Origin of the sequence: Agrobacterium sp. SORGH_AS_0745, assembly GCF_030818995.1 — a bacterium.
In the GTDB taxonomy this organism is placed as follows: domain Bacteria; phylum Pseudomonadota; class Alphaproteobacteria; order Rhizobiales; family Rhizobiaceae; genus Agrobacterium; species Agrobacterium tumefaciens.
Map to the genome: position 1 here is coordinate 25,693 of NZ_JAUTBI010000004.1, position 21,861 is coordinate 47,553.

The 21,861-nt window shown below is 55.2% G+C and carries 23 protein-coding genes and 1 pseudogene; 15 read left to right on the plus strand and 9 right to left on the minus strand.

The window, feature by feature from the left end:
• Nucleotides 1–70: 70 nt before the first annotated feature.
• Together QE432_RS23755 and QE432_RS23760 are read right to left on the minus strand one after the other, a co-directional pair.
• The gene (locus QE432_RS23755; RefSeq protein WP_112154555.1) at nucleotides 71–1,231 is read right to left on the minus strand and encodes a glycosyltransferase; all 1,161 of its coding nucleotides are present in this window, start codon (nucleotides 1,229–1,231) and stop codon (nucleotides 71–73) included.
• Between the two features lie 1,145 nt (nucleotides 1,232–2,376).
• The gene (locus tag QE432_RS23760; protein ID WP_112154556.1) at nucleotides 2,377–2,589 is read right to left on the minus strand and encodes a hypothetical protein; all 213 of its coding nucleotides are present in this window, start codon (nucleotides 2,587–2,589) and stop codon (nucleotides 2,377–2,379) included.
• Nucleotides 2,590–2,735: 146 nt separating this feature from the next.
• Between QE432_RS23760 and QE432_RS23765 the strand changes: the two genes are divergently transcribed.
• The 6 genes from QE432_RS23765 (at nucleotide 2,736) to QE432_RS23790 (ending at nucleotide 8,044) form a co-directional block, all read left to right on the plus strand.
• Nucleotides 2,736–2,933 (plus strand): DUF892 family protein, encoded by a 198-nt coding sequence (locus QE432_RS23765; RefSeq protein ID WP_112154557.1) that lies wholly within the window; start codon nucleotides 2,736–2,738, stop codon nucleotides 2,931–2,933.
• 201 nt (nucleotides 2,934–3,134) lie between these two features.
• Nucleotides 3,135–4,568: a PAS domain S-box protein gene (locus tag QE432_RS23770; protein ID WP_306627136.1), complete on the plus strand. Its 1,434-nt coding sequence runs from the start codon at nucleotides 3,135–3,137 to the stop codon at nucleotides 4,566–4,568.
• 429 nt (nucleotides 4,569–4,997) lie between these two features.
• Entirely contained in the window at nucleotides 4,998–5,180 is a 183-nt protein-coding gene (locus tag QE432_RS23775) for a hypothetical protein (protein ID WP_162647849.1), read from the plus strand.
• A gap of 609 nt (nucleotides 5,181–5,789) precedes the next feature.
• Complete coding sequence (locus tag QE432_RS23780; RefSeq protein ID WP_113049374.1) at nucleotides 5,790–6,026, plus strand: DUF6894 family protein; 237 nt, start codon at nucleotides 5,790–5,792, stop codon at nucleotides 6,024–6,026.
• A gap of 767 nt (nucleotides 6,027–6,793) precedes the next feature.
• Nucleotides 6,794–7,321, plus strand: a complete 528-nt coding sequence (locus QE432_RS23785; RefSeq protein ID WP_112154560.1) for a DUF4142 domain-containing protein — start codon at nucleotides 6,794–6,796, stop codon at nucleotides 7,319–7,321.
• A gap of 396 nt (nucleotides 7,322–7,717) precedes the next feature.
• Nucleotides 7,718–8,044, plus strand: coding sequence for a hypothetical protein (locus QE432_RS23790; protein ID WP_112154561.1), 327 nt, complete (start codon nucleotides 7,718–7,720; stop codon nucleotides 8,042–8,044).
• Between the two features lie 208 nt (nucleotides 8,045–8,252).
• Here the strand turns inward: QE432_RS23790 and QE432_RS23795 are convergent, their stop codons facing one another.
• Together QE432_RS23795 and QE432_RS26675 are read right to left on the minus strand one after the other, a co-directional pair.
• Complete coding sequence (locus tag QE432_RS23795; protein WP_306627138.1) at nucleotides 8,253–8,426, minus strand: hypothetical protein; 174 nt, start codon at nucleotides 8,424–8,426, stop codon at nucleotides 8,253–8,255.
• Nucleotides 8,423–8,758 carry a DUF982 domain-containing protein gene (locus QE432_RS26675; protein ID WP_373465231.1) on the minus strand — a complete coding sequence of 112 codons (336 nt, stop codon included), beginning with the start codon at nucleotides 8,756–8,758 and terminating at the stop codon, nucleotides 8,423–8,425. The genes QE432_RS23795 and QE432_RS26675 overlap by 4 nt, the downstream gene beginning before the upstream one ends.
• Nucleotides 8,759–9,209: 451 nt before the next feature.
• On the opposite strand from QE432_RS26675, the gene QE432_RS23800 reads away from it, so the two are divergent.
• Nucleotides 9,210–9,479, plus strand: coding sequence for a hypothetical protein (locus QE432_RS23800; RefSeq protein ID WP_306627140.1), 270 nt, complete (start codon nucleotides 9,210–9,212; stop codon nucleotides 9,477–9,479).
• 160 nt (nucleotides 9,480–9,639) lie between these two features.
• Here the strand turns inward: QE432_RS23800 and QE432_RS23805 are convergent, their stop codons facing one another.
• Nucleotides 9,640–9,912: a hypothetical protein gene (locus QE432_RS23805; protein WP_112154563.1), complete on the minus strand. Its 273-nt coding sequence runs from the start codon at nucleotides 9,910–9,912 to the stop codon at nucleotides 9,640–9,642.
• A gap of 795 nt (nucleotides 9,913–10,707) precedes the next feature.
• Nucleotides 10,708–11,637: a lipid A biosynthesis lauroyl acyltransferase gene (locus QE432_RS23810; protein ID WP_112154564.1), complete on the minus strand. Its 930-nt coding sequence runs from the start codon at nucleotides 11,635–11,637 to the stop codon at nucleotides 10,708–10,710.
• Nucleotides 11,638–11,816: 179 nt separating this feature from the next.
• Between QE432_RS23810 and QE432_RS23815 the strand changes: the two genes are divergently transcribed.
• The gene (locus QE432_RS23815) at nucleotides 11,817–12,227 is read left to right on the plus strand and encodes a winged helix-turn-helix transcriptional regulator (protein WP_256939172.1); all 411 of its coding nucleotides are present in this window, start codon (nucleotides 11,817–11,819) and stop codon (nucleotides 12,225–12,227) included.
• 149 nt (nucleotides 12,228–12,376) lie between these two features.
• Here QE432_RS23815 and QE432_RS23820 read toward each other — a convergent pair whose 3' ends face one another.
• Together QE432_RS23820 and QE432_RS23825 are read right to left on the minus strand one after the other, a co-directional pair.
• Entirely contained in the window at nucleotides 12,377–13,321 is a 945-nt protein-coding gene (locus QE432_RS23820; protein WP_112154565.1) for an aromatic alcohol reductase, read from the minus strand.
• 158 nt (nucleotides 13,322–13,479) lie between these two features.
• Nucleotides 13,480–13,641, minus strand: a pseudogene (locus QE432_RS23825) (transposase domain-containing protein); the annotation flags it as partial.
• 460 nt (nucleotides 13,642–14,101) lie between these two features.
• Between QE432_RS23825 and QE432_RS23830 the strand changes: the two are divergent.
• Complete coding sequence (locus QE432_RS23830) at nucleotides 14,102–14,413, plus strand: helix-turn-helix domain-containing protein (protein WP_112154594.1); 312 nt, start codon at nucleotides 14,102–14,104, stop codon at nucleotides 14,411–14,413.
• Nucleotides 14,406–15,659, plus strand: coding sequence for a type II toxin-antitoxin system HipA family toxin (locus QE432_RS23835; RefSeq protein WP_112154593.1), 1,254 nt, complete (start codon nucleotides 14,406–14,408; stop codon nucleotides 15,657–15,659). Before QE432_RS23830 ends, QE432_RS23835 begins: the two co-directional genes overlap by 8 nt.
• Before the next feature lie 76 nt (nucleotides 15,660–15,735).
• On the opposite strand, the gene QE432_RS23840 is transcribed toward QE432_RS23835, so the two are convergent.
• Complete coding sequence (locus QE432_RS23840) at nucleotides 15,736–16,767, minus strand: LacI family DNA-binding transcriptional regulator (RefSeq protein ID WP_112154566.1); 1,032 nt, start codon at nucleotides 16,765–16,767, stop codon at nucleotides 15,736–15,738.
• A gap of 164 nt (nucleotides 16,768–16,931) precedes the next feature.
• On the opposite strand from QE432_RS23840, the gene QE432_RS23845 reads away from it, so the two are divergent.
• The 5 genes from QE432_RS23845 to QE432_RS23865 all read left to right on the plus strand — a co-directional run bounded on the left by QE432_RS23845 (nucleotide 16,932) and on the right by QE432_RS23865 (nucleotide 21,849).
• Nucleotides 16,932–17,879 carry a dihydrodipicolinate synthase family protein gene (locus QE432_RS23845; RefSeq protein ID WP_003519114.1) on the plus strand — a complete coding sequence of 316 codons (948 nt, stop codon included), beginning with the start codon at nucleotides 16,932–16,934 and terminating at the stop codon, nucleotides 17,877–17,879.
• Nucleotides 17,880–18,106: 227 nt separating this feature from the next.
• Entirely contained in the window at nucleotides 18,107–19,489 is a 1,383-nt protein-coding gene (locus QE432_RS23850; RefSeq protein ID WP_111799467.1) for an MFS transporter, read from the plus strand.
• A 540-nt stretch (nucleotides 19,490–20,029) separates the two neighbouring features.
• Complete coding sequence (locus QE432_RS23855; RefSeq protein ID WP_306627143.1) at nucleotides 20,030–21,106, plus strand: Fic family protein; 1,077 nt, start codon at nucleotides 20,030–20,032, stop codon at nucleotides 21,104–21,106.
• A gap of 195 nt (nucleotides 21,107–21,301) precedes the next feature.
• Nucleotides 21,302–21,556, plus strand: coding sequence for a type II toxin-antitoxin system ParD family antitoxin (locus tag QE432_RS23860; RefSeq protein ID WP_013637268.1), 255 nt, complete (start codon nucleotides 21,302–21,304; stop codon nucleotides 21,554–21,556).
• Nucleotides 21,556–21,849, plus strand: a complete 294-nt coding sequence (locus QE432_RS23865; RefSeq protein WP_306627146.1) for a type II toxin-antitoxin system RelE/ParE family toxin — start codon at nucleotides 21,556–21,558, stop codon at nucleotides 21,847–21,849. Before QE432_RS23860 ends, QE432_RS23865 begins: the two co-directional genes overlap by 1 nt.
• Nucleotides 21,850–21,861: the final 12 nt, after the last annotated feature.

The window sequence follows — 21,861 nt, forward strand, 5'->3', positions numbered from 1 at the left end:
CGTCACATTGACGGTCTTCGAACCACCGGTCGGCCCTATAGTTCCTGAGATGTCATAAAAAACGATCCGGCTAATATTCGCCGAGGATGCGTTCCAGCTTCCGGATGCTGTGCGGCCACGTCCAGTTTGCGAGGACGACGTCACGGGGCCGATAGGAATCAAGTCGTCCAAGCATGCTGCTTATCCCCTCGTGAAATTCCTCTGGGGCCGCTGTGCCGCCAGTATCTGGCGTGATGTATTGCAGGCCACAGCTCAACCGACTATTGGCGAGAACCGGAATGCCCGCCAGCATATATTCGGTGAGGATCGCAGGCGCGCCGTCGTCAACCCCGCAGACGACGCCGATCCTTGCCATGTTCATCAGCCGATTGACTTCGGCGAAGGCGACACCCGGGGGATCGACGAAATCGACATTTATTCCCAACTCCCGGGCCTTGCGGTGCAAGTCACCGATCATTTCCCCATAACCGCAAACACAGAGCGTGCGTAGCGAGCGAGGTAGCCTGTCGAGAGCCGCAAACAGGATGTCGTGCCGTTTGTATGGCTGGGCTGCGGCAACATAGATCACGTCGTATATTTTGCGCAGGCCCAGGGGTCGAAAGGTCAATTCGGACGCAAATTCCGGACCGATTGGCATGATCGCGGTCGCCATCTCGGGATGACGTATGCGTACCTCTTCGGACTGCCACTCAGCGCCCGTCAGGACAAGATTGAAATGACGGCTGACCTCAAACGGCACTCTTAACGCCGGCGCATCGATCGAATTGTAGATTTTGTAGCTGTCCCGGCACGCCGCGAGAATGTTCTCATCGACGCCAAGGCCCCAGACGCAGAGGATCGACGGCACCCCGAAGGCCTCAATGTGACCGATCATGTCGTTTGACGAAAAAGGTGCAGCCCCGCCGTTCATCCTGAACATTCGGCGCCTCAGGTGGGAGCCGGGAAGTATCGTGTCCCTTGGAGGCGTTTCCCCGCGCCAGTGCGTCCATATCTCGGCGCAATTGACCAGTCCTGTTTTAAGGGCGGCAAGGGGCAAGCGCTCAATATAGCCGCCAACAACCTCCACCGGTTTTGGTGATTGTGATGGATGTGGATAATTTCCACGGGAGCCTGCAAGCCATTGATTGCGAAACCATTCAACGCTCTGGACACCGGAGTGATCGGACCTGCCATCCTGAAAATCGCTGATGATGACTATTCTACGTATTGCAGCGGACGAACAGTTCGCCATGGTTTGCCTCCGGGTATCGTTCAAGTCTGCACATCCCCGCCAGGCTTGATGAGATCCGCCGAGCCGCGATGCCTCATGGAAAGTCGCTGATGCGTTCTGCAAGATCAGCTGAAACGCCTCGCCAAAAAACGCTCAGCCCGCCCCATCCAGATTGATGGCGTTGCAATCACCAGAACCCAATCCATCACCTGTTCCTTCATTGAGCGCAGCGCAAATAAGGCCAGAATTGCCGTTCAGTTCTAGGTCCAGTTCACATGATCAATCGCAACGCTCGTGAAAACGATGCGGTTCAAACCAGGCGTAGCGGACAGGTTGACCTCAATGGTGCTGCCGTAATGATGACTGACGATGATTGGAGCGGTATCGATAACTTCTTTTGGAGGATTGACGGGTCGGGTGGGACCAAACTGTCGCGATCAAAGTAAGTTCCGCAATCTTCAAGCCACGAAGTGTACCAGCACGACCGCCGCGTTGAATGAGGAGCCCCTGGGCACCATTGCGCCAAGGCGCATGATGGGAAGGTTCGGATCTGCGCTTGGCCGCGATCGACGAAGCGCTCGGTGCCGTCGATGAAAGTTGCGTCGTCGGGTAAGGAACAGGACAGGCTGGGCGATTTCGTCGGGCTGGCCGACATGGCCGACGGGGATCAGGCTTGCGAGATAATCCCTGGTAGCCTGCGCCTGCACGCTGCCGCCGAAAATTTGCCCAGTCCATCCGTGTCGGTGACGCCGACGCTGATCGCGTTGGCGCGGATATCCTATTCAATCCCTATGACGGGCCAGTCCCATTCTCGCTTCCGCAGACAGACAAAGGCTGGATCGAGGTATGACGACAGTCGATCCTGACTTGGCGGACCGGGAAATCGAAGCTGCTGAATATGTACTGATCGAACGCAGTCTTGTGTTGCTGCGTTCAGGGAAAAGTCGTTGAAGAAACGTTCGGATCGTCGTTTCAGCATGCGCTGATTGCCGCAGACTTTTGCCTGATCAGGATTGGACACGCATTCGCCACTTAGGATCTGACGTGTTGGGCGCCGCTCGATGCTTGACCGGCGATCATCAGCGAAATGGCACTGCAAACCGCTGGATAGTAGGTGGAAGCCAGGGAGGCGAGACCGACGCACGTCGCGGCCGACCCGCCCGAGGCTAGTCGACGAGTAAACTCACCCCGATGCCGATCAACATCACGGCCTCCAAGATGCCGCCGGTAACGAATAATGCGGAAGTTATAATTTCCGCATAGTGCCGGCGCGGTCTTGGCGGCGAATAATAGCTGGCGGCGTTGAGTAGGCCGCCGAAAAGCCAGATCACCAGCCCGGCGATACCGACCGTCGCCCACGAACCCGAAATGGTATGCATTTCTCCTCCTTTCACGCCGCCTAACCAGACGCGGAAGGGATTGTTCCGGACAACCGCGAGCTGGTGCGCACCGACGTAAGTCCGAACACGCCGGGGAACTTTCGAGGGGCATCACAGTTCGGAAAACACCACACGGAGGATGACGAATGGCTACCGACCCGCGCGATATTTTTATGACGAGATTGCGCAACGCCCACGCCATGGAAGATCACGCTTTATCGATCATGAAGCCGCAGATTTCCCGGATTGAGAATTACCCTCACGGGGAGGCTCGGCTGGAACTTAACGACCGCGAGACAGAGCAGCAGATCGCCCGTCTGGAAGAGATCCTGGACAGCGCTTGACGCCAACTTACCTGAGCGAGTGTCGCGACACGAAAGATCCTCTGGATGCACGAACCTTGGGAAGCCACCAGGGCGGACTGTGTTCCGGGTTGCCAAGTCCCTTTCCTGCAAGGTAGCTTTCGATGCTCAACAACAGGGTTTCAAGGAAAGCGAAGCGATACACCGGCCTGAGGATCAACACGAGCAAGTTAGAGGTATCAGGTGCGTGAACACAGTCGCGACGATGACAGTCGAGTAGAAACGTCCGATTCCTTGCCAGCGCCGTTGAGCGAAATCCCGGCCGGACACGTGACGTGGCGAGACTTTCTGCAGGTTTCGCCGGTTGCAGCTTATCTCACCGATGAAGCCGGCGTGCTGATATTCTACAACGAGTTGGCTGCCGATATATGGGGACTTAGACCGCGTCTAAAGGAAGTCAGATACTGCGGATCCCTGAGGCTCCACACACGGGATGGCAAGCCATTGCCTCATGCAGAGAGCCCGATGGCGATGGCCCTTCGGGATAAGCGAACGGTGCGAGATCATCAATTGCTTTATGAGCGACCCGACGGAAGCCGGGTTCTGGTCCGTACGTTCGCATCGCCGGTGTTCGATAGCGGCGGTGTCCTCTCCGGTGGTGTCAACATGCTGATTCAAGAGCCGGATGATGAATTTGCAGACGAGATAACACAACGCATGAGAGCCATAATCCAGTCCTCCGACGATGCAATTCTGGCAAAGGACCTGAACGGTACAATCACGGACTGGAATCGCGGCGCAGAAAAGTTGTTTGGTTATACGGCAGAAGAAGCTGTGGGCCGTTCGGTCACGATGCTGATCCCCCCGGATCGAGCCGATGAAGAGCCCAGTATTCTGGCGCGTCTTCGGCGCGGGGAAAAGATCGACCACTACGAAACGGTGCGCCAGCGCAAGGACGGCTCACTGGTTGATATATCCTTGTCCGTGTCACCGATCAGGGGCCGCGCCGGTCACGTCATAGGTGCTTCCAAGATTGCGCGCGACATCACGGAACGTCGGCGCGCCGAAGAGCAACAGCATCTGTTGATCCAGGAGATGAACCATCGGGTAAAGAACCTCTTCACCGTGGCGGCCAGTATAGTTTCACTCAGTGCGAGAACGACAACAACGTCTGCTGAGCTCGCGGCCGCGGTCCGCGATAGACTCGGTGCTCTTTCCCGCGCCCATATGTTGACGGTTCCGCCGGCTTCAGCGGAAGCTGATCGCCTCGCGCAGACGGCGACACTTCATTCTCTGATTAAAACGATCCTCGCTCCGTATGGCCAGAGCGCGGCGTCTCACGCGATCGTCAGTGGTCCGGATATCGTCCTCACCGGCGGTTCCCTGACGAGCTTTGCACTGATGCTACATGAGTTCGCCACCAACGCAGCGAAATACGGCGCTTTGTCGACCGAGCAGGGGCGGGTTGAAATTACATGTGAAACCGACGGCGGGCTGTTCACTCTCTTGTGGACCGAGAAAGGTGGGCCGCCTGTCCAGCGAAAGTCCGACGGGGTAGGTTTTGGCACAATTCTCGGTCGCGCAACCATTGGCAGCCAGTTGGGTGGAGAAATTCACCGTGAATGGAAATCCGACGGTTTGGTCATCCGGCTAACGGCTCCCCGTGATCGTCTTTAGTCTGACGCTGAACGGCGGACGTGCATTAGATCGAGCGACGCAATCCGGATCACGGATTTATCGAAATTTTGCATCCAGGAGTACGTCTGAGATCCACTTCAACTGTGCCGATACCTAAAGTTCAAATCTTTTCTTGGCTGACATTTCCTTGGCAACCTGACGGATAAGGACTGGCGAGGCAATCAGGGGTTGATTGGCGGTCGCCATTTATAGGGGTCGACTCTAATCGGGAAAGGAGTAGACTTGTCAACATTGCCACCAACCGAATTAATAGGCGGTGGTACCTGAGGGTCTATATGTGCTCCCGCCTATTCTTTTGGGGGTAGCCGTGTGCCACAGCCAACAAATTACAATCATTGCTTGCTTCGACGTGTACTTGCACGTTGGGCCACTCGTTTCACCTCCAATGAAGCTTTGCAGGCCCATCTTGTGGAAAAGACCATCAGCGAAGTCCTTCGGGAGTTTCCGGCAATCGCCAACGAATCTTCCATTGATGTCGAGCTGCTGGGGATGATGCGGCGCGTCGTGCTTCTGGAATTTCGCGTTCTAGAGGTCAGTGGATACCGTTCAGCTGCAGACAAGCGCTCCAACGGTCCGAACAATGATCAATGAAGTGTCGATGACAGACCCTGGCCGTTAAGGAGCGCGTCGGCTATTTTTCCGACGTTGCGTTTTGTCGTCACACAAGACGTGGCCGGCTTATTGCGTCCTGTGGATGGGCACAAAAACAAGCGGTGCCCTCATCGCGTTGAGAAGCGCAATTGTTTGCATCGCGTTTTTTCCGTCGACTTCAACATCAATGGTTGCCCTTCGACCTAATCAGCTTTTGGCATCAGTCGGACCTGCTGATAGAGACCGTACCGATAATTGTCGTCGCAGCAGCGACGATGTGCGCGCGAAATTTCGCGGTCTGGCGCGCCCGCTGCTCTACAGCCATCAGTTTTTTCCTCTGAAAAAACGCAGCAAGCATCGTCCTCGATTTTGGCAGGACCCGCTGTGCGCCGCGGTAAGGTGGAATTGACCGCATCTCTTGCCTAGCGAGCATAGTTGCTGGATTGAAAGGCCAGAAAAATACAGTGAGGTATCTTTACACCACAGCAAAACCTTACTGCGGCTCAGCGGTCCGGGTAAATACTAAGAGGTCTTTTCGCGATTTTTGCCGGAACCAACATCTTGAGAGCTGGTTGAATAAAACACCGCTAGAAAACAGGATAGTGCACGATGCCACGATATTTCTTCCACGTCCGAGACGCTCAAGGTCTCTCTGTGGATACCGAGGGTGCGATGCTGACGAGCGATGAACGTGCCTGTAGCGAGGCCGCGCAAGCCGCCAGAGAAATGTTGGCGGAGAAAATTCTCAAGAATGAAGTTGTAGATGGCGCGGAGTTCGAGGTTGTCAGAGGCGACGGCGTATTGGTTGCAAAAATTCCGTTGAGATCGGTTGTGCGCTTCAGCTGACCGGTTTGTTTGCCTGCGGAACCATTTCCTCAGTTGATTATCAGACACCCGCCAAAATACTACGAAGTCGGGAAGTATGATCTCGACCGGTCGCGTAAATTCGTTCATCGTCCCCGCTACAGCCTTGCTGGCAGGCAGCGGTCATCGGTTCCTCGGGCCAGCGCCCCGTGATATGCGGCGGTAGTCCAGCACCGTGAGGCAAATCCCGTGGGGAAGGTGGTCGCCAGACGGGATTATCTCCCACCACCTCTTATTTTCCTTCACGAGGTCGAGTTTCACCTGAATCGTTCCTCCAGATTCGTTGTCGAAGGCTTAGGTCGCGTCGCCAGTGATCAGTAGATAAGCACTTTCTCGGCGAATGCAGTGGATTCGCCGTGGCTGCACCGGCGGCTGGACGTTTGACGCCGTGGTCACCTTGGCAGGCGTCGCATACCTCCTGCACTCGCCTCGGGCCGGCCACAGCGCATATTATCGCCGACGGAGTATGCAATGGTGGCGCATCATGGGTGATGAAGCCGAGCGAGCGGCGCGGACGTGATTGGGTGACCGAACAAATATCCTCGTTGTCGATCACAATTACGCTGTCCTGAATGTCGAAGAAGCGCGGCAGCGGATTGGCGGGTGTGCCTTCCAGGACATGCGTTTGGTGCCCGGTCCTGCTGCGTGGCCGGGATCACGCCCTTCTTTTCGATTATCGGCTTTAACGGCGTCACAGGAACATCTCGGTCGGCCCGCAGTTAGGCCTGATAAAAACTCAGGAGGAAAAGATGAAAAAGTTTTTGATAGGCACGGCGTTTCTGGCTTTTGCAACGGCTGCAATAGCTCAATCGGCAACGGAAAAGACGGGCGTGAACTCGGCTCTCGGCATCGCCCCGAGCGTAGAGGATTTCGTACGTGAGGCTAGCAGCAGCGACGTGTTTGAAATCGAATCCAGCAAGCTCGCACTCGCGCGCGGCGACGAAGAAACCAAAGCCTTTGCACAGCAGATGATAACCGACCATGAGAAAACCAGTGCCGAGCTGAAGCAACTCGTCGAAAGCGGTCAGGTAAAGGCGACGTTGAACGCTACCACCAACTCATCGCACCAGACGATGCTTGATGATCTCAAAAAGCTGGAGGGCTCTGAATTTGTCGAACAATATAAGGAAAATCAGGTTTCTGTCCATGAAGACGCCGTAGATCTTTTCAAGCGTTACTCTCAAGGCGGGGAAAACCCGGTACTGAAAGCCTGGACTGCTAAAACGCTTCCGGCCCTTCAGCATCACCTCCAAGTCGCCGAGGGGCGTGAAAAATAACTAGGAGAGACGCCCGCTTGGGAAATTGCGGGGCCGTGATCGATTTCCACGGGCGGTCATTCGGTGAAAATCGTCCCAGCCCTTCTTGGAAATATCCAGCGCCTATCCGGAAAGGCCTCGCCACATGGCCCCGACGACCGCAACGCTCTCGATACGGTTCTGCGATCGGAGCTCTACCGCAGCGTGGCAATGAAGCGTGCAACAGGGGTCGGTGGTGAGTTTCAACACCTACCCTCATGGTCTGGGTTATGCGCGCTTTGCGCCCGTCCCGAACTCTTTCTTTTTGAAGCGGGACGCGGCTGATTCCAGACCTGCGAAAGTCAGCCGCTTCATTTCTCTTTGGAACAAGCATCTTCAAATTGTGGTTAGGCAGCCCCAAAGGGAGGATTAAGCACAATGGACAAGAAGACCGAATATCAGATTGCACCCCACGAGCGCGGCTGGGCTGTTGTAATCGACAACGTCATCAAGGCCGTTTATCCGAGCCAGTATCTTGCGGCCACATCAATACATGCTCGGGAAAATTATTTCGTTCTCGTGGACGAAATTGTTTGCAAACGCGGCGTTGCCCATGCGGTCGCAACAGATGTTGCCGTAAGAGGCCGACATCGCAACCAGCTTCATCTGGCAGCGGGGCTGCGCGATCGTATAGGTATACCGCTCAAGCGCCAAAGTGGAGAGATCAGTTCACCGGTATCTTTGGACGCGCAAAGGCATCTGTAGGAAGATATCCGACGCCGCCAGGGCGAACGGTCGGGCCGCACGCCTTGCGAGACACTATGGCAGACTACGGGGGCGATCACCGTTCCCGGCAAATGACCTTGTCATTCAATCCGCTCATCTTCGGCTCATATCCGGCCCGGATGCGTATGGAGCAGGAAAGATGGCGCAATGACGACAGGGAGCGTGAGGATCACCAGCACATAGACGATCATTCTCTTCCACGTCCGGTTTCAACCGCGGAGCGCGCCGTCATCGATACCGACGGGAGAGTACAATCAAGCTTCTCGCTGACAGAGCGGTTAAGATCGTCGTCGGGTTGAATATGTTCGCGTCGCTCAGCCATGGTGTCCTCCTGCTTTTTGCCGTCGACATGGATGCTCATCTGAGAGCACTCGCGATCAACAGATCATTGGCGTCCTTGCTCGCTACGGCGAAGAGCGGCAACTGGTCTTTTCCGGGAATGGAATGAACTTGGTGTGGAATACCTGCGTTCAGGCATGTAGCAACGAGGTGCTCGCACGCTACCTCGGAAGGTCCGCTTCGGAGCAACGCCAGGCGGCAGCTCTTCAACGTCTGTTTATAATGTGCGCCTGTCTTGTTCAGCCAGTGCTCCTCCAACAGTCGAACCACCTCATCCACGCCGTAGACGGCGAAGCAGCGTCTGCCTAAGGAGAGTCCGAGCGAACAAGTGCCTAGAAGAGGGATAGTTGTCATTTTTTCCTCCTTTGTCCGGAGCCATAACGGGTCGTCTGGCCCCGTTTCGCCTGGGAGAAGCTTCTGCCGGACGCCCGGGTTGCAATTCGCAAGAAAACGGTAATAAGCGCCGCGTACCTGTTTTTGGGCAGAGCTTTAAGTAACTGTTTCCCGCTTAGTAGGTGTCCTCAAGGCCATCAAGAAAGTGATCTTTTAAGGGTCCTTCGCGTGGGCATTGGAGCCTCCTGTTTAACGAGCCCGGAACCGCGCTCGGCGCGATTTGGTCCGGCACCCGGAATGCGTCGAAAACGTGCCATGGATGAAACTTGATATTTGGCTCTATCGTATATCCAGGAAATCTACTGCCAAGCGTCGCAGATATTTGATGATACCGGACGAAACCTCGACGGTTCGCCGAGCTTATAATAGTAGTTAACACACGCTGCTGCCGGCGGCATGCGGGGAGCATTGCATGCAGACTAGCAAACGCCTCACCATTCTCGTCATCAGCGCGGCCGGCACTATCACGCCCGAAATCAAAGCAGCATGGTCGATGGCCGAAGTCGATTTGGTCGGGCCCTACCCAGCCGATGCGATAAACAGCGGGGATGTGCTTCGATACACAGCGGCTATAATCGACGCCCGTTACGAGGCGGAAACCATGTTGCCCTTGACAGAACAGCTAGACGAAAAAAGCAATACCCCATCTTTTTTTCGTGCCACAGACTATTTCAACCCATGAACCTGGGCCTTTCGTGCTTTCGGGACGCTCATACGATATTCAGAACATTGTTTCTGGATTAATGGCGCAAGGGAGCAGTATTCGGCACTAGGGCCGAAGAAATCCTCTCTCCGCCTGTGACGCGCCAGGAATCACTTCCGGTGTCAAAGCGAGTGGGCGCTTATCTCCCTGAGAAATTGTTCGTTGCGGGCGAGCGATAATCTGGAGGCGATTTTCGATTGCGGTCGCCGCCAGATTCCAGGGCGGTAACCCGCTCCAGTTCTTTCCTCGTGAACCAGGCGCCCCTGAAGAGGCTCGAGAAAAACCGGAGCGGTGCCTCGAAACCGGTTTCGGCCAGCAGGGCGACGACCGCGTCTTCGGACCGAGGCGGCTCGGCGCCCTGCAGTATCCTTTCCATCTTCGCTCGCACCTCATCGGGGCTGGCGCCATTCATTCGCCACCGCACCACCGCTGCGCCCAGGCCGCGAGCAGTAGCAGTTCCGAGCTGTAGCTGCGATAGTTTCCAACGAGCACGACCGGCGCGCCGGCTTCAGCCTTTTGGCCAGTTCAGCCATAAGGTCACACTTCGCGGTCTCACGGCTATTCGCCCAGTTGGGAAGTTCAGGAGCCGTAGTAACTGTGTCTACGAGACCGGTTATCGGCGTCAACGGAAGCGCATTCTGCTCTCAACCACGCTCCTCGATCGTATCGTTCACAACGCCCACCGCATAACGCTCGAAGGCGAGAGCATGCGGAAGCGGAAAACACCAACGCTCTTGACCAGCGCCGAAATAACGAAATCAATCACCATTGACAGCAACCAGGCTGGCGGAACTCGATCGAGCCCGCTGTCCGCGACTTGCCGAAAACGCTGTCCCGATTCATCGAAATCCGCAGCCACACAGCGCGATAGGCAACAAAGTGCCGATTTCGCTTATGAACGGCTCATCGGCACCCCCGCCGAACTGAGCCAAAACCCCGGAAAATTCCAGCTCCCGCTGGCCCAAAATCGGGGAGCACCTCATAATGGGCTGGACCATAATCCATTCTGGAGGAAATTCTCAGTGGCAGGTCAAACTTAGCACATTGACTCAGAGCGACAGGCCGTTCCAAAAACTACAACGCGGCTTTTATGGCCGGGATGCGTCAAAAGCTGACATCAGCTATTGGTGGAAACAAAGACGCGAATACCTGAGGTCGTTCTGAAAGGTGCATCCAGTTCGGATATCGTAACGTTAACGACACATGGCTAGATGCTTCTTCTTTGGTCCCAGCGGTCATGATACCAAAGCCACTGGTCCGGATACTCCCTAATCCAGCTTTCTACCTTTTCGTTTAGAAGTTGGGTGGTCCTCCAGACATCTACATAACCCGTCTCATCGCGCGGGATCACAATTTTTCGCTCAAGCTCCAGCCGGAACCGGTTGTCGGGTAGGCGAATGCAGCGAGCGGGAAAGACATCGCATTCGAACTGCCGTACCAATTTTGCTAACAGAGGGTTGGTTCTCGCGTCTTCACCGAAGAACTTGGTCGGCAGGCCTTTACGGAACTTCTGATCGACTAGAATACCGACGCCGCCCCCGCGCTCGAGTTGACGAGCAAGTGCGAACGATGAACCCGCGTGCGACGGGACAAGGGTCCCCATTCTCTGCTTTCGAAAATTGGAGATTTTCTCGGCGATGTATGGATTGTTGGGAGGACGAAACAAAGCAGTTATATTCAGGCCAAACTTGGCCCCGACTACGGCCAGCAACTCGAAATTGCCTGTGTGCGCGGTGAATACGATAAACGGCCGCTTATGATCGTTGAGTTCCTGAAACTCCTCAGTCCCCGTAACTTCGATCCGTCCGGTTTCATCCCTCGCAGGATCATAATCGAACAATTGTTCCAGGAAGACATATTCGGCGGCTAGTCTGCCCATGTGTCCCCAACTTGCTATCGCAATTTCCCGCCGTTCGACGTCTGATTTCTCCGGATACGCAAGAGCCAGATTATGAAGCACAAGCTTATGTCGTGGGGTCATCGGTCCGACCATCCGCGCAAGCCGATCTGAAAATCTGATCGCTGGATCGGCAGGAAAAAGGTTCAGGACGCGCAGAAAACTCAAAGCTACAGCGGCGTTGAGCCATTGGCGGCATTTTTCCATCCAAGAGACGAACTGCCTCAATATTCTCTTCATACTACTATTCATTCACGGCTTCTTTTTCCTATCTCGCTCTGGCCTATCAGACTGTGAGCCGCATCCCCCCTTAGTTCACCACTCTTGTGCAACCCGGAGAGACAGGTGAAATGCCCCAAGAAGGCTGTTACAGCGAGATGGTGGAAATGCCGGAGGTTAGACTGATGACCAGAGAAGAAATGTTGAGCTACTCTCAGGCGGTTTGCGATGGTCTTCGCGAGGATGCAGACGGGGTGAGACGCGAAGTTCTTGCCCACGCAGGAAATAGGTGGTCGCTCGGCGTCATACACACCCTCGGCGTTTATGGCAGACTTCGGCACGCGGATATCGGTAGACGGATGCACGGTGTAACGCAGCGGATGCTAACTCGAACGCTCCGCCAACTCGAAAGAGATGGCCTCGTCACGCGCCACGATCTTGTCGAGATGCCCCCTCGGGTGGAATACGAACTGACAGAAATGGGAATGGGTCTCCTCATTCGTATGATCCCCTTGTGGACATGGGTCGTGGAGAATTCCGAACAATTCCGAAAGTCACGCGAGGAATTTGATTCCCGGCCGCCGGAGAAGCCTTCCTGGCAAACGTTCTAACGGTCGAGAAACACGCCGCTCCTTTGATGTCATCACGACATCGACCGGATGGAGAATGGGCGAAGCGGACGAACCGGGAGAGTGCGGCATACCGCGCTCCCCCTGTCTTATCACCACCTCACGTCGACTTCCGCCCCAAAGGGACGGCGTTACCTTGCGATCAGGTTCGCGTCGATCCAGTCTGACACCTCCGTCACCTTGATGCGCTCGCGCACGTTGAACGTCCCCGCCTTGTCCCATGCCATGCCTCGCCCAATGCCGAACGCTGCACGGTACTTGCGCATCATGTTTTGTGGGTCCTTTGCCAGTTCATCCATAAGGACGGGCACGGTCCATTCGGACCGGTTAAAGGGCCGTTTTAAGCCCGCCTCCAACTTGTCCGCAAGCTCGCCATAGGTGACGGTGTCACCGGCTAGAAAGACGATCTCGTTCCTGATGGTCGGTTCGTAAAAGACGATTTCAGCCGTAAGCACGCCGATGTCGTTGGGGGTAGTCAACGTTACGGCAGTATCGAAGCTTCCGAGCGCGTTGACCTTGTTCTTCTCCAGATCAACGACGCCGAATTCTGGTTCGAAGAGATAGCTCATGAACATGCCAGTGGAGATGATGACCCATTCCGTCTTGCTCTGAGACCGCAGGAGTTCACGCACATCGAGCTGAGCGTCGAAGATGTCCTGCGGACCACCTCGACCAATCTTCTCGAAATCCACACCGAACTGCCAGGGGAAATAGCGGGGAATGCCCGACTGCAGCGCTGCCCTGGCGAGCTTTATTGGCGTATCGATGCCTGCCGCGTAGCCCGTGCAGCCGATCACGGTGTCGTATTGCGAGAAGACCGAGGCCAACTCCTCAATCGAACTTTTCACCAAATCGCCCAAAACGATCTCGATTTCCAAGTCACGGATTTCAGCGATGTCGCGCTGCTTGGCCGGTACATCGGACACCACGGCACTGGCGCGCAGCAAAACACTGATCTTGGCGTCCTCGATATCCTTGGCGCGATGTGCCAGGCTGCGTAGGACCGGCATGCCGAGTTCTCCGGCACCAAGCACGAGAATGTTCCGTGACTTCACGGTGGAAACTGCATTGTTCATCGATTTCAATCCTTCGAAATTTTCTTTGTGCCGCTATTTGGCAAGGCGCTGCCGCGAAGAAAAGAAGGTACACGAATGATACTGCTGCAAAATCGAGGGACGGTCGTTTCCGTTGGATCAGCCTTCCAACTTGATCGTTGGTAGTGGTCAAGCAGACTTTAGCCGTCTCTTCGCGGCAAGAAATTCCACGGCATAAGCTCGTGAATGCTGCTCTGCTTGTGGCCATTTGCGATGGGAGAAAGTGTAGCGGTCAAGTAGGCCAGCGGATCGACCGCATTGAATTTGCACGTTTCGATGAGTGAGGCGATGGACGCCCAATTCGCCCTCAATCCCGCATGCCTCGCCAATGGCCGTCCAATTCATACGGCCACTAACGATCAGCGGTGGCCGGCGGTGGATGACAAGACCTATGAGAAAGGTCCTAATGCTTTGCAGCATTCGCTTTGAGGCGATTGGCGCAATGCGTACCTCGCAGAAATCCGAGATTTTTCGTTGAAAGTAATGAGATGAAAGATCGTGTTTTGCCATGCTATTATTCCGTTCTCTCGGCACCAGTGCCGAGCACGGGCGGATAGGAGCGGACATTTAAAGAAGGTTGTATTGCGGGTGTGCTTCCAGTGTCGTTGCCGAGATTGTCTCAGTAGAGGAAACAAAATTGATCTGTAAGAAGATCTTTTAGCCTGATATGATTCCTATTGGCGGCATTGAGTTTGACATGAGCAGATGCTGTGAGATACGTAAACATATCATAATGGGAAAGATGAATCGTTAATGTATCATATGCAATCGGATCCGGAGGCTCTTCAGGACATAGGGCGGCTGCTCAAGACGTCGCGCAAGACTTTGGGCCTCACCCAGGAGCAGGTTGCGGATATGGCGGGTATATCGCGTCCGCGGTACCGCGAGATTGAGGCTGGAGCCAGCGCTGCCCGTACGACCACTCTGATCAACATTGGTCGTGCGCTTGGTCTGGAACTGATGCTCATCCCGCAGGCCATTGTCCCGGCGGTTGAAGCTTTGCTGCAGCCAGGTGGCGCCGACGATGACCTTCCTGCTTTCCTCGCCAGTCCTGATGGTGATGGCAATGTCTGATGCGCCTCTTGATCCAAGATTTATAACCTCACTGGACGTGCTGCTGAATGACCTGAAGGTCGGCATGATCGTGAGGACGCCGGGAGACTTCAACGCGTTCAGCTTTGAGGAGAGCTATCGACAGACGGGTGGTTTCCCAGTGCTCAGTTTGTCATTTCGCGCGGCACATGGGGGTTTGCGGAAGGACCCGAAGCCTGTCGCAAGGGCTTTGCCATCGTTCTTTGCGAACCTTCTTCCAGAGGATAAACTGCGCGAGGCGATGGAGAGGCACCATTCAGGCAGCGTGCGAGCAGGAAATGATTTCGACCTGCTTGTAGCACTCGGATCGGATCTGCCGGGAGCTGTCCGAATTGTGCCGAGCGAAGGCAGCATTGTTCGTAATGAGGGTTTGACACCCTCGAGACCGAAGGCCCGGTTTTCGCTCGCCGGCGTGCAGATGAAACTCTCCGTCATCAAAAACACAGGCAAGGGCGGCGGTCTGACGATCCCCTTAGGCGACGAGCAGGGTTCATATATCGCCAAGTTTCCATCGACATCATTTCCCGGTGTCTCGGAAAACGAATTTGCAAATCTCGCATTGGCCGAAGCGATTGGTATGGACGTGCCGGAACGCGAGCTCGTGGAACAATCGCAGTTCGAGGGTATTCCGGAGGAGTTTGAGACATTGTCCGACGGCAAAGTCCTCCTCGTCAAACGTTTCGATCGCGTTGCCGGTGGTGAACGCATCCATATCGAAGATTTCGCACAGGTATTCGGCGTCTATCCGTCTCGAAAATATGAGGGGGCCTCATATCATGATATCGCTGTGGCTATTGGGGTCGCCGTTTCTTCAGCGGCAGCCCTCGAGTTCGTCCGACGACTGGCTTTGGCAGTCCTGACAGGAAATGGCGACATGCACCTCAAGAATTGGTCGCTGATTTATTATGGGAAGGGCAACAAGCCGGCACTCGCCCCAGTCTATGATGTGCTCTCGACAGTCCCTTACATTCCGTCGGACGCCATGGCACTGTCGCTGGCCGGTGAAAGGCCGTTCAAGGCAATGAACGCCCAGCGATGGAAAGTCTTCGCGCATCGCGCGCGACTGCCTGAAGCTGCTGTGCTGAAGGCTGTTACGGAGACCGTCGAGCGCGTCAACCAGTCTTGGTGGTCTCTGCCTGAACGAGCTGTTCTACCCGATAGAGTATTGGAACGGATTGATGCCCACATCAAGCTGATGTCGCCGATCCTCGGCACGTGCGCGAATTAGCAATTGGTGTTTTTGCGTAACTCGTTAGCAGTTTCATAGCCCACCAAAATCGATAGGGTTGCTGGTTCGAATCCGTTCAAGAAGAAGGTTTGGTCGAGCTCTTTCTGGGAATGAGCGTTGGAGCGGAGATGCGGATTCGATCTTCGCTTGGAATTGTTCCGCTCGCCAGAAGATCCAGAGCATTCGAAGCAATCTGATCAAAAGGCACACGCAGCGTCGTTAGTGGTGTTGGAAGGTGGCTGACGATGGGAATGTCGTTGTATCCGACAACGGAAATATCGTCAGGCACAGACAGCCCCATACGCGACAGACCGGACAAGGCCCCGATTGCGGTGTTGTCGTTCACGGCGAAGATTGCCGTAGGACGATCATCTAGGCGCATAAGCTGCTGTGCTGCATCCGCGCCAGCATCGATACCGAACGTCGAGGGGATGATGTAATCCAGGCGGACAGCGATCCCTGCCTCTTCAAGAGCCTGGCGATAACCTTCGACACGTCCAAGTGAGCTGGAAGCATAGGACGGTCCGGCGATTACACCGATGCGTCGATGCCCCAGATCCAGCAGATGTCGTGTTGCGAGATATCCACCCAATCGATCGTCACCGACCGAGGAAAGGCTTCGACCATCACTGCGGAGAGCTAAAACAAAAGGTATCCCTCGAGCTGTGAGTACCTCTGGGAAATCGTCGTCCTCGCGGGCTGTCGACAAGATCAATCCGTCCACGCCTCTTTTGAGAAGAGACTCTGCCGCAAGCCTGTCAGCTTTAGGCTTGTCGTCGGTCGTAGCGACAATGGCGAAGCGTCCCGTTTTGCTGCACGCCTTGGCCAGTGCTTCATACAGCATCGCCATAACAGTATCCGTCAACCGAGGCACGATCACACCAACCGTCATGGTATTGCCGCGCCTGAGGCTCGCTGCCGAGACGTCGCGCATGTAGCCCATATCCTCTGCGACTTTGCGCACTCGCCGCGATGTGGCGTTGTCGGACTGAGGCAAACGTTCATCTAAAATGCGCGACACCGTCGACTTTGACACGCCCGCAGCAGACGCAACATCGTGGATAGTTATGCGCGTTTGGCGACCCGTCTCTTTGACCTCTGATTTCATTTCTGTTTTCCGCGCCACGGTACCCTCACATTCGCTAAGGGTGAACATGCATCAAAAAAACTATTGACTCCAGTAAAATCCAGCTCGATAGTGGGAACGTTCCCATTAACGATCCCACCACTGGTCGCGAGGCGGACAGTGGCTATCTGAGGAGGAGATATCCCATGCAAGCAATGGACATGAGAGGCCTGAGCCCGGCGCCGGTCACTGCATTTACTCGTGACGGCGAGGTCGATTACGCCGCTAATGCCCGCATTGCCAAATGGCTTGCCGGAATGGATGGCGTGAAGAGCCTGGTTATTCTCGGCCACGCCGGTGAAGGCACATTCCTAACGGAAGAAGAGCGTCTCAAGCTCATCCACACATATGTCGACGCTGTCGATGGTCGCATCCCGATCATTGCCGGCATCACCGGTGAAGGAACGAGGGTTGCCGCACAAGAGGCAAAGAAGTGCAAGGCTGCCGGCGCGACAGGCGCGCTCGTCTATCCAAACCATGGCTGGCTTCGCTTTGGTTTTCAAAAAGGCGCACCGCAAGATCGTTACAAGGCGATCTGGGAGGAATCCGGTCTGCAATGCATTCTGTTCCAATATCCTGATGTGACCAAAGCCTCCTATGATCTTGATACCCAGCTTGCGATCGCGACCCAGGAAGGGGTCGTCGCAACCAAGAACGGCGTGCGCAATATGAAGCGCTGGTACGTTGAAATCCCGGAACTGAAAAAGGCCAATCCGAAACTTCAGGTCTTGAGTTGCCATGACGAGTGGTTGTTGCCGACCATGTTCGATGTCGATGGTTTGCTCGTCGGCTACGGCAATATCGCACCGGAACTGCTGATCGACCTGATCAATGCTGGTAAGGCACAGAACTACCCAGAAGCCCGAAAGATATTCGAACGTTTGCTTCCCGTCACGCGCGCCGTGTATCACAGAGGCTCTCACATGGAGGGTACCGTTGCACTGAAACTTGGTCTCGTTCACCGTGGCGTGCTGGACCATGCAACCATCCGCGAGCCGCTCAAGAATCTTGGCGAAAAGGCTGAAGCTGAAATCTTCGCCGCCTTCGACGCTGCTGGTATCGGCCGTGTCGACCAACTGATGGCGGCAGAATAATAACAACAGCCCCTGCCTGAAAGGCGGGGGCTGTTGAAACAAGGGGAGGGGATATTGCTGCACATCGGGGGTGACGTGCCGCAATCGCAGGTTCGTAACGACGTGCATGCCTCACCGATATGAGCGATGCCTTCCGACTATCGCCGCGGACGATTCCGGAAGCTGAGACGATCAATCCGTCAGGTTCGACGCCAGGCCGGGAGTGGGCTAGGCAAAGGGAGGAAATCATGAACATGGAACAAAGGTTGACGGCGTCTACGCCGCTCGTCGATCCGCAAGCTGAAATCAGTGCACGCCTTGAACGACTTCCGGTAACCCGCGAAGTTTTCTGGGCTCGTAACATCGTTGGTGCTGCAACATTTTTCGATGGTTATACGGTCATCGCAATCGCCTATGCCATGCCGGTTCTGGTCCGTGAATGGAATCTCACGCCCGGCCAGACCGGCATGATCCTGTCTATGGGTTATCTGGGACAACTCATCGGAGCGGTGTGCTTCGGCTGGTTGGCGGAAAAGATTGGACGTCTCAAGGTCCTGCTGTTTACGATCCTGCTTTTCGTCAGCATGGACATCGCTTGCCTCTTCGCAGCCGGCGCTGGAATGATGATGGCTTTTCGATTTGTTCAGGGAATTGGAACGGGTGGTGAAGTTCCTGTGGCCAGCGCCTACATCAATGAACTGATTGGCTCCAAAGGGCGCGGTCGTTTCTTTCTTCTGTACGAAGTGATGTTTTTACTCGGCCTCGTTGGTGCGGGATTGATCGGATACTTTATGGTGCCAGTTTATGGCTGGAAAGCCATGTTTGTGGTCGGCCTTGTTCCTGCGCTCCTGATGATCCCGCTGCGTTGGTTCCTGCACGAATCCCCCCGCTGGCTGGTTGCCAACGGGCGCTATGAGGAAGCCGACAGAATCGTGACCAAATTTGAAAACAGCGCACGCTCGTCTGGTCACGAGTTGCCTGAACCAAAGATCGTAGCGGCTCCCTTGCACCGCAAATCCGACTGGCGTGAACTGTTCCAGGGCATCTATCTCAAGCGCACGCTGTCTATCTGGGCTATGTGGTTCTGTGCCTATATGGTCGCCAATGGCACGATCACATGGCTCCCGACCCTGTATCGGCAAACCTTTAACCTGCCGCTCGAAACCAGTATATTTTACGGCTTCATGACGTCAGTCGGCGGTGTGATCGCAGCGATTATCTGCGCACTGCTCATCGATAAGGTTGGACGCAAGCGTTGGTATGTGGGAGCGCTGCTGCTCGCACCCATTCCGCTCGTCGTTCTCGCCTGGTTGGGGGCCACATCGGCAACGCAGGTTCTTATCCTTGCCGGACTGGCCTATGCCATCCTACAGACGGTGACGTTTTCGCTCTACCTCTATTCGGCAGAAATTTACCCGACCCGTCTGCGTGCCATTGGCACCGGGACAGGCAGCGCTTGGCTACGCCTTGGGTCGTCAGCGGGGCCGATTGCGGTTGGCTGGGTGATGTCATCGATGGGTATTCAGTATGTTTTCGGCGCATTCGCAGTCATATTAGTCGTTGGAGCTCTGGTAACGGCCGTGTTCGCAGTGGAAACCAAGGGTAGGGTTCTGGAGGAGTTGTCCCCATAAAAATTGACCCTGACCGCCTATCATGATTGACCCTGCATGAAAGTGCCGGGTCAATCATGCGTTTCCGACACTAAGTGATCAATGCAGGCTGATTCGCTTTGTTTTTCTTATCTGATATCTCATGGTCGTCAGTTCGGCTCCCATCAAGGCGGGTAAACTAATATGAACATCGCAGTGGAAAGGCCAGAAGTTCGCAAAGATTTGCCAGGAACCGAGTGTCATTGCCCGAGTTCTTTTTGGTGATTGGGTGGGTCATGTCTTGATGACGGGGCTATAGTACTCACGACAACATCGGCCAAAAGATCGGCCAAATGTGATGGTAAATCGACAAAAATCCCATATATATAAATGATATAAGGAAACTGGATATCGGCCAAAATGACTGTCTAAGAAGCATCTACCCGCATCGAACCGGCGCGTATCGAGCATCCCAGCGGCGAACTGCTGGACCTTTCGCTTGAGATTGTCGCCAGGGCCGAACGACTTGGCCGGGCCCTCCATCCTGAAACCGCAGCCCAACTGGCCCGCACCGTCAGGATCATGAACACCTACTATAGTAATCTGATCGAAGGCCACAACACCCGGCCACGTGAGATCGAGCAGGCCCTGCAGGGAATTAAGCCCGAGGACGATCGGCGCGACCTCAAGATCGAAGCCGTCGCCCACTATCGTGTTCAGCAGGAGATCGACGAGCGAGAGGCGGCAGGGATGTTGCCTGATCCTGCATCGATAGAATTCATCCGCTATCTTCACCGCGCCTTTTATGATGGCGCAACAGTAAAGATGCTGACGATTGTCGGTAACCACCACAGCTTTGTTATGACGCCCGGCGAATGGCGGCGAGGGGAGGAGCAGGACGTCGAGGTCGGCAGACATTTGCCTCCCGCGAGCGATCGCGTGCCCGATTTCATGGCCTACTTCCATCAGCGGTTCGCCTTCCAGCCGGCTCCAGGAGAAGCGATGAGGGCAGTGGGGAGCAGCCGTAGCGCCCGCCTTTTTGCGATGGCGACCTCGCATCACCGTTTCAACTACATCCATCCGTTTCCAGACGGCAACGGCCGAGTTAGCCGTTTGATGAGTCATGCGATGGCACAAGCGGCCGGAGTGGGAGCTCATGGTCTCTGGTCAGTTTCCCGCGGCTTGGCTCGAGGCTTGGCGGGGGGGCCTGAAGGACGCGCCGAATATAAGCAGCATATGGCTTGGGCAGACGAGCCACGTCAGGGCGACCGCGATGAACGGGGCAACCTGTCGCTCAAGGGACTGGAACTGTTCACCAGTTGGTTTCTGCGCGTGTGTCTCGATCAGCTCGAATACATGGACAGCCTGTTTGACCTCAAAACACTAGGGGGACGCCTCAAGCGTTATGTCCATCGTCAGGAAACTTTGCCTGACGAGTGCGCGCCCTTACTTCAGGAAGCCCTTGTGCGCGGAGAATTTGAGCGGGGAGAGGCTTCGCGTATCACTGGCCTGCCAGATCGATCGGCGCGGCGCGTTCTAAAGGCGCTGACGGATGAGGGCCTGCTTGCGTCAGTTACCGAAAAGGGGCCTGTGTCGCTGCGCTTTCCAGTCCAAGCGCTCGATACCCTTTTCCCTCGTCTCTATCCCGAGGACGTGTGACTATTTCGTGTACTGGCGGACCACTCACCGCTGCCTGAGAAGCGTCCAGAGGAGGATTAATGATACGCCAAATAGCAGCTTAACCGAATTAAGGGTGCAGCGTTCGGTTCCCATCAAGAGCTGTAATTGCGACCTCATCGTTAGTTTGACAAACTTTGCCATCAGCCAGTATGTTGAGGCATTAAGGAGACTCGAATGGCGACGATGAATGTATCCCTGCCAGACCCCATGAAAGATTGGGTTGAAGCACAGGCCAAGACTGGTCGATACTCGAATGCGAGCGATTATGTCCGGGACCTGATCCGCAGAGACCAAGCGCGTACGGACAAGATTGCCGAGATGCAGCGATTTGTCGACGACGGGATCAGAAGCGGAGTTGGGAGCCGTTCAACGGAAGAGTTGTTTGCTTTAGCCACTTCTCGAGCTGACATCAGCCGCGGACGCGCTTAATGCCATTTAGCCTATCTGTCCAAGCGGAAGAGGATATTATTTCCATTGCAGAAGAAGGCATCCGCATCTTCGGAGCACTAGTCGCCAGACAATATCACGATGAGCTTTTTGCCTTGCTCGAATTCATCGCCACCAACCCAAGAATGGCACGCGAACGCCATGAGATTTCTCCTCCTGTCAGGATCCATCCTTTCAAGGCTCACCTTGTCGTGTACCGCGTCATTGAAGACGGGAGCGTATTCGTCATCCGCATACGTCACGGCCATGAAGATTGGGCGGGAGATTCTTTCTAACCAACCACTTCG

Excerpts from the sequence above, each read along its gene's own strand:
- QE432_RS23835 (WP_112154593.1), top strand. The coding sequence starts at position 14,406 with ATGTCTGATGCGCCTCTTGATCCAAGATTTATAACCTCACTGGACGTG.
- QE432_RS23815 (WP_256939172.1), top strand. The coding sequence starts at position 11,817 with ATGTTGAGCTACTCTCAGGCGGTTTGCGATGGTCTTCGCGAGGATGCA.
- QE432_RS23810 (WP_112154564.1), bottom strand. The coding sequence starts at position 11,637 with ATGAAGAGAATATTGAGGCAGTTCGTCTCTTGGATGGAAAAATGCCGC.
- QE432_RS23840 (WP_112154566.1), bottom strand. The coding sequence starts at position 16,767 with ATGAAATCAGAGGTCAAAGAGACGGGTCGCCAAACGCGCATAACTATC.
- QE432_RS23800 (WP_306627140.1), top strand. The coding sequence starts at position 9,210 with ATGCAGACTAGCAAACGCCTCACCATTCTCGTCATCAGCGCGGCCGGC.
- QE432_RS23865 (WP_306627146.1), top strand. The coding sequence starts at position 21,556 with ATGCCATTTAGCCTATCTGTCCAAGCGGAAGAGGATATTATTTCCATT.
- QE432_RS23845 (WP_003519114.1), top strand. The coding sequence starts at position 16,932 with ATGCAAGCAATGGACATGAGAGGCCTGAGCCCGGCGCCGGTCACTGCA.
- QE432_RS23820 (WP_112154565.1), bottom strand. The coding sequence starts at position 13,321 with ATGAACAATGCAGTTTCCACCGTGAAGTCACGGAACATTCTCGTGCTT.
- QE432_RS26675 (WP_373465231.1), bottom strand. The coding sequence starts at position 8,758 with ATGACAACTATCCCTCTTCTAGGCACTTGTTCGCTCGGACTCTCCTTA.
- QE432_RS23795 (WP_306627138.1), bottom strand. The coding sequence starts at position 8,426 with ATGAGCATCCATGTCGACGGCAAAAAGCAGGAGGACACCATGGCTGAG.
- QE432_RS23790 (WP_112154561.1), top strand. The coding sequence starts at position 7,718 with ATGGACAAGAAGACCGAATATCAGATTGCACCCCACGAGCGCGGCTGG.
- QE432_RS23805 (WP_112154563.1), bottom strand. The coding sequence starts at position 9,912 with ATGAATGGCGCCAGCCCCGATGAGGTGCGAGCGAAGATGGAAAGGATA.
- QE432_RS23765 (WP_112154557.1), top strand. The coding sequence starts at position 2,736 with ATGGCTACCGACCCGCGCGATATTTTTATGACGAGATTGCGCAACGCC.
- QE432_RS23850 (WP_111799467.1), top strand. The coding sequence starts at position 18,107 with ATGAACATGGAACAAAGGTTGACGGCGTCTACGCCGCTCGTCGATCCG.
- QE432_RS23780 (WP_113049374.1), top strand. The coding sequence starts at position 5,790 with ATGCCACGATATTTCTTCCACGTCCGAGACGCTCAAGGTCTCTCTGTG.
- QE432_RS23855 (WP_306627143.1), top strand. The coding sequence starts at position 20,030 with ATGAACACCTACTATAGTAATCTGATCGAAGGCCACAACACCCGGCCA.
- QE432_RS23830 (WP_112154594.1), top strand. The coding sequence starts at position 14,102 with ATGCAATCGGATCCGGAGGCTCTTCAGGACATAGGGCGGCTGCTCAAG.
- QE432_RS23755 (WP_112154555.1), bottom strand. The coding sequence starts at position 1,231 with ATGGCGAACTGTTCGTCCGCTGCAATACGTAGAATAGTCATCATCAGC.
- QE432_RS23860 (WP_013637268.1), top strand. The coding sequence starts at position 21,302 with ATGGCGACGATGAATGTATCCCTGCCAGACCCCATGAAAGATTGGGTT.
- QE432_RS23785 (WP_112154560.1), top strand. The coding sequence starts at position 6,794 with ATGAAAAAGTTTTTGATAGGCACGGCGTTTCTGGCTTTTGCAACGGCT.
- QE432_RS23760 (WP_112154556.1), bottom strand. The coding sequence starts at position 2,589 with ATGCATACCATTTCGGGTTCGTGGGCGACGGTCGGTATCGCCGGGCTG.